5 protein-coding genes are annotated in these 4184 nt (G+C 67.5%); 2 read left to right on the forward strand and 3 right to left on the reverse strand.

Annotation, left to right across the window (positions count from 1 at the left end; genetic code table 11):
- Both Q0379_RS10410 and Q0379_RS10415 read left to right on the forward strand, forming a co-directional pair.
- Positions 1 to 104 (forward strand): hypothetical protein (locus tag Q0379_RS10410; RefSeq protein ID WP_299008017.1); only part of this gene is annotated, 104 nt, incomplete at its 5' end.
- On the forward strand, positions 101 to 727 hold the full coding sequence (locus Q0379_RS10415) for an isochorismatase family cysteine hydrolase (RefSeq protein WP_299008005.1): 627 nt from the start codon (positions 101 to 103) through the stop codon (positions 725 to 727). The genes Q0379_RS10410 and Q0379_RS10415, both read left to right, overlap by 4 nt.
- A 47-nt stretch (positions 728 to 774) precedes the next feature.
- On the opposite strand, the gene Q0379_RS10420 is transcribed toward Q0379_RS10415, so the two are convergent.
- Genes Q0379_RS10420 through araD1 form a run of 3 tightly spaced genes read right to left on the reverse strand, consistent with a single transcriptional unit; the run spans position 775 to position 3868 of the window.
- A complete protein-coding gene (locus tag Q0379_RS10420; protein WP_299008009.1) occupies positions 775 to 1914 on the reverse strand; it encodes an aldose epimerase family protein in 1140 nt (379 codons plus the stop codon).
- Between the two features lie 35 nt (positions 1915 to 1949).
- Positions 1950 to 2876 (reverse strand): Gfo/Idh/MocA family oxidoreductase, encoded by a 927-nt coding sequence (locus Q0379_RS10425; RefSeq protein ID WP_299008012.1) that lies wholly within the window; start codon positions 2874 to 2876, stop codon positions 1950 to 1952.
- Entirely contained in the window at positions 2873 to 3868 is a 996-nt protein-coding gene (araD1, locus tag Q0379_RS10430; protein WP_299008015.1) for an AraD1 family protein, read from the reverse strand. Before araD1 ends, Q0379_RS10425 begins: the two co-directional genes overlap by 4 nt.
- Between the last annotated feature and the right edge of the window lie 316 nt (positions 3869 to 4184).

The following is a 4184-nucleotide window of genomic DNA, read 5'->3' on the forward strand; positions in this document are numbered from 1 at the left end:
ATTGCGAGCTGGACGGCCTGATGATGATCTTTCCCGACTATGTCGAAGGGCTGACGATGTTCGGCGCCGAGATCCTGCCCGGCCTGAGGGCGGTGTTCTCGTGACCGACGACCTCAAGGCCTGGATCGCGCCAACGCGCACGGCGGTTTTGATCGTCGACATGCAGGTCGATTTCGCCTCGCCCGACGGCGCGCTGGCGACCTACTTCGACATGGCCGTCGTCCAGCCCGCGGTAGAGGCGGCCCAGCGTCTGGCGGCCGCCGCCCGGGCGGCGGCTGTCCCAGTCGTTTTCGCGGGTCTCTTTACAGGGCCGGCGACCGACTCTCCCGCTTGGCGCGAGCGGATCCGTCGGCAGGGCGGCGACCCTGACAGCGAGGCGGCAATCTGCCGTTCCGGAGCGACGGGCTCTGGCTTTTACGGCCCCCAGCCCGCGCAGGGCGAGCTCGTGATCAGGAAGACGCGCTACAGCGCCTTCCAGGGCGGCGAACTCAATGCTCGGCTCAGGGAGATGGGCGTCGACACCTTGGTCGTCGCCGGCTTGACGACCGAATGCTGCGTGGACACCACCGTGCGCGACGCCTTCGATCTGGATTATCATGTCTTCGTCGCGGCCGACGCCTGCGCCGCCTATGAGCCGGATCTCCATTTGGCGACGCTGAAGATCATGGCGCTGAATAGCGCGATCCTGACGGACACCGTCCGAGTCGCGGAGGCCTGGGGCGTCTAGTCGCCGTTTCAGGCGAAGGGCCGGCTCCCTGAGCCGGCCCCTATGTCCTATTTGGCGACGTCGACCTTGAAGACCATCACGTTGCGATAGGTCTGGCCGGGATCGAGGCGCACCGAGGCGAACTGCGGCTTGTTCGGCGCGTCGGGGAAGTGCTGCGGCTCCAGCGCGATGCCGTCGCCCTGGCGGTAGAGCTTGCCGCTCTTGCCGACCCAGGAAGCGTCCAGGAAGTTGCCAGCGTAGAACTGGATGCCCGGTTGGTCGGACAGGATCTCGAGCACCCGGCCGCTCTTGGGATCGGCCAGTCGCGCCGCCAGGCGCGGGGCGCCGCCCGACTTGCCGGTCAGCACGAAGTTGTGGTCGTAGCCCTTGCCGATGACGATTTGCGGATCGCTGGCGTCGCGGATGCGCTTGCCGACCGCCGTGGGCGTGCGGAAGTCGAAGGCGGTGCCCGCCACCGGCGTGATCGCGCCGGTCGGGATCAGCTCGTTATCGACGGGCGTGTAGCCCTCGGCCGGAAGGGTCAGCACATTGCCCATGGCGCCCTCGGGGGCGCCTTCGCCGGCGACGTTGAATAGGGCGTGGTTGGTCATGTTGACGATCGTCGGCTTGTCGGTCGTCGCGCCGTAGGTGATCGTCAGCTGGTTCTGTTCATCCAGGGCGTAGGTCGCTGTGGCGTTCACGGTCCCGGGATAGCCTTGATCCCCGTCGGGGCTGACATAGCCTAGGGTCACCGAGGCGGTTGGACCGGACTTGGTCGCCAGCACCTTCCAGACGACCTTGTCGAAGCCCTTCACGCCGCCGTGCAGGGCCGCGACGCCGTTGTTGTTTAGCGCCAGCTGATAGGTCTTGCCGTCCAGCTCGAAGCGGCCCTTGCCGATCCGGTTGGCGAAGCGGCCGACGCTCGCGCCGAAGTAGCTCGCGTTCTTCACGTAGGCGGCCGCGTCGTTGAAGCCGAGTACAATGTCGGCCTTCTTGCCGGCCTTGTCCGGGGCGATCAGCGACTGCAGGGTCGCGCCATAGGTGATCACCGTGGCGCTGACGCCCTTGGCGTTGGTCAGGGTGAAGGCCTCGACGGTTTCGCCTGACGGGGTCTGGCCGAAGGGGCGGCGGGACAGTTCTGCGGCCGTCGCCGTCGATGTCGCGGCCAGGGCGAGCGCGCCGCACAGGGCGATGGTCTTGAGCTTCATGTTTCCTCTCCGTCTTGTTCTGTTGGCGCCGGCGGCTATTCGACGAACGGTGGAGCGACCACCCGCTCGCTGAGCAGGAAGGCGTCGGCCACGTGGCGCAGCGGACTGACGTCCACGTCGCTGGCGCCGTCCGCGATCAGCCGGGCGAATTCGTCATAGAGGCCGGGATACTCGCGATCCGGCCCCTCATGCATCAGCCGGCCGTCGATCCAGAGCTTGGCCCCGCCATGGGTCAACTTCAGCGCGCCATCGTGCGTGTCGATCTCGATGTCCCAGCTCTGCGGACCGGTCTGCAGGAAGTCGAGCTCGGCTCGGATGGCCGCGCCGCCCGCGTCGCGGAAGTCCAGCTCCGCCTGGATCGGCGACTGCCGGTTCTGGGGAACGTGCAGAACCCCGCGCGACAGGAAGAACGGCAGGGGCAGGATGCGGGTGACGATCGACAGTGCGTTGATCGCCGGGTCGAAGACGCCAAGGCCGCCGGCTTCCCAGATCCAGTCCTGGCCGGGATGCCAGACGCGGACGTCTTCCTTCCAGTTGATCCGCACGGCCTTGACCGTCCGCTCCGCCAGCCATTCGCGCGCCGGCTCGACCCCAACGGCGTAGCGCGAGTGCCAGGTGGCTTGAAGCGTCAGGCCGCGCGCGACGGCCGCCTGGCGCAGGTCCTCGACCTCGCTCAGCGTCGCGCCCGGGGGCTTTTCCAGCATCACGTGCTTGCCGGCCGCCAGCGCCATGTGGGCGAGGGCGTGGCGCGGCTGCGGCGGCGTGCAGAGCGATACGGCGTCGATCGTGAGGTCGCTGGCCAGCAGAGTCGCCAAGTCGATGAAATGGGCGACGCCGTCCAGTTCGGCGTTGCGGCTGACGACGGCGACCAGCTCAAAGCGTGGGTCAGCGGCGATGGAGGGCAGGTGCTGGTCCCGGGCGATCTTGCCCAGGCCGACGAGCGCCAGGCGGATCGGCGTCACAGCGCGCGCACCGTGACGGACCGCTCGTCAGCCTGGCCCAGGGAATTGCGCACCGGGTAGAGGAAGGGCGCGGCCTCGATCTCGAACACGTCGCCGGTCTTCGTCTGGAAGCCTTCCGAGAACGACAGGGTCGCGGTGCCGAAGAAGTGGACATGCACGTCGCCCGGACGGCGGAACAGGTCGTACTTGAAGTGGTGGTGTTCGAGGTTGGCGATCGTGTGGGACATGTTCGCCTCGCCCGACAGGAAGGGCTTTTCCCAGGCGACCGCGCCGTCGCGCAGGATGCGGCTGGCGCCGCGGACGTCCTCGGGCAGAGGGCCCGTCAGCAGCTCCGGACCCAGCGCCGCCTGGCGCAACTTCGAGTGGGCCAGCCACAGGTAGTTGCCGCGCTCGATCACGTGGTCGGAGAACTCGTTGGCGAGGCAGAAGCCCAGGCGGTGCGGCGTTCCGTCGGGACCGATCAGATAGACGCCGGCGATCTCAGGCTCCTCGCCGCCATCCTTCGCGAAAGCCGGCGAGGTGAGGGGCTGGCCGGGGCCGACCAGCTGCTGGCCGTCGCCCTTGTAGAACCACTCCGGCTGGACGCCTTCCTGGCCCGGAGCGGGCTTGCCGCCCTCGACGCCCATCAAGAACATCCGCATCGAGTCGGTCAGCTGTTCGCCGGCCTGGGCGGCCTTGTGCATCTTGTCGCGGCCCTCGGCGGAGCCGAGGTGAGTGAGGCCCGTACCCGTCAGCAGCAGGTGGGCGGTGTCGGGGTGGTCGATTGGCGCCAGGACACGGCCTTCAGCCAGGGCGGCGGGAATGTCGATCTCTTCGCCCAGGTCGCGCGCCTGCGCCGCCTCGGCCAGGGTCGCGTTCACGCCGATGGCGTTTTGGGCCAGGTCGTAGAGCGTGTCGGCGACCGTGACGCGCCGGGCGCGGCCCGCGTCGTCGACCGCCGCCAGCCGCCGTTCGCCGTCGCCGGTCTTCAACTGCACGAACCTGAACACCATGGCGAACGCTCCTAGCCTATAATAGTCTGACAAATACCGTCGCCGCCGATCCTGTCAAACCTCGTTTGCGGCATCCGGCCATTCGGGTCGATGTCTTGGCCGAACATCGCTCGCGATCATTGACGGACTTGGGAAGCGACGATAGTCAGACAAATATTATAATACAAATCCGCCCCCGCTTCCGGCCCGCCTTGCCGAGGGCGCGGGCGCATAGCGTCGTCAAGGAATGTCATGAGCGCCGACCCCGTCTCCTCCCGCACCCTTCGTTCGCGAGCGTGGTTTGACAATCCGGACAACATCGACATGACGGCGCTTT

The sequence above is a fragment of the uncultured Caulobacter sp. genome, from assembly GCF_937900395.1.
Classification (GTDB): domain Bacteria; phylum Pseudomonadota; class Alphaproteobacteria; order Caulobacterales; family Caulobacteraceae; genus Caulobacter.

Excerpts from the sequence above, each read along its gene's own strand:
- Q0379_RS10420 (WP_299008009.1), bottom strand. The coding sequence starts at position 1,914 with ATGAAGCTCAAGACCATCGCCCTGTGCGGCGCGCTCGCCCTGGCCGCG.
- araD1 (WP_299008015.1), bottom strand. The coding sequence starts at position 3,868 with ATGGTGTTCAGGTTCGTGCAGTTGAAGACCGGCGACGGCGAACGGCGG.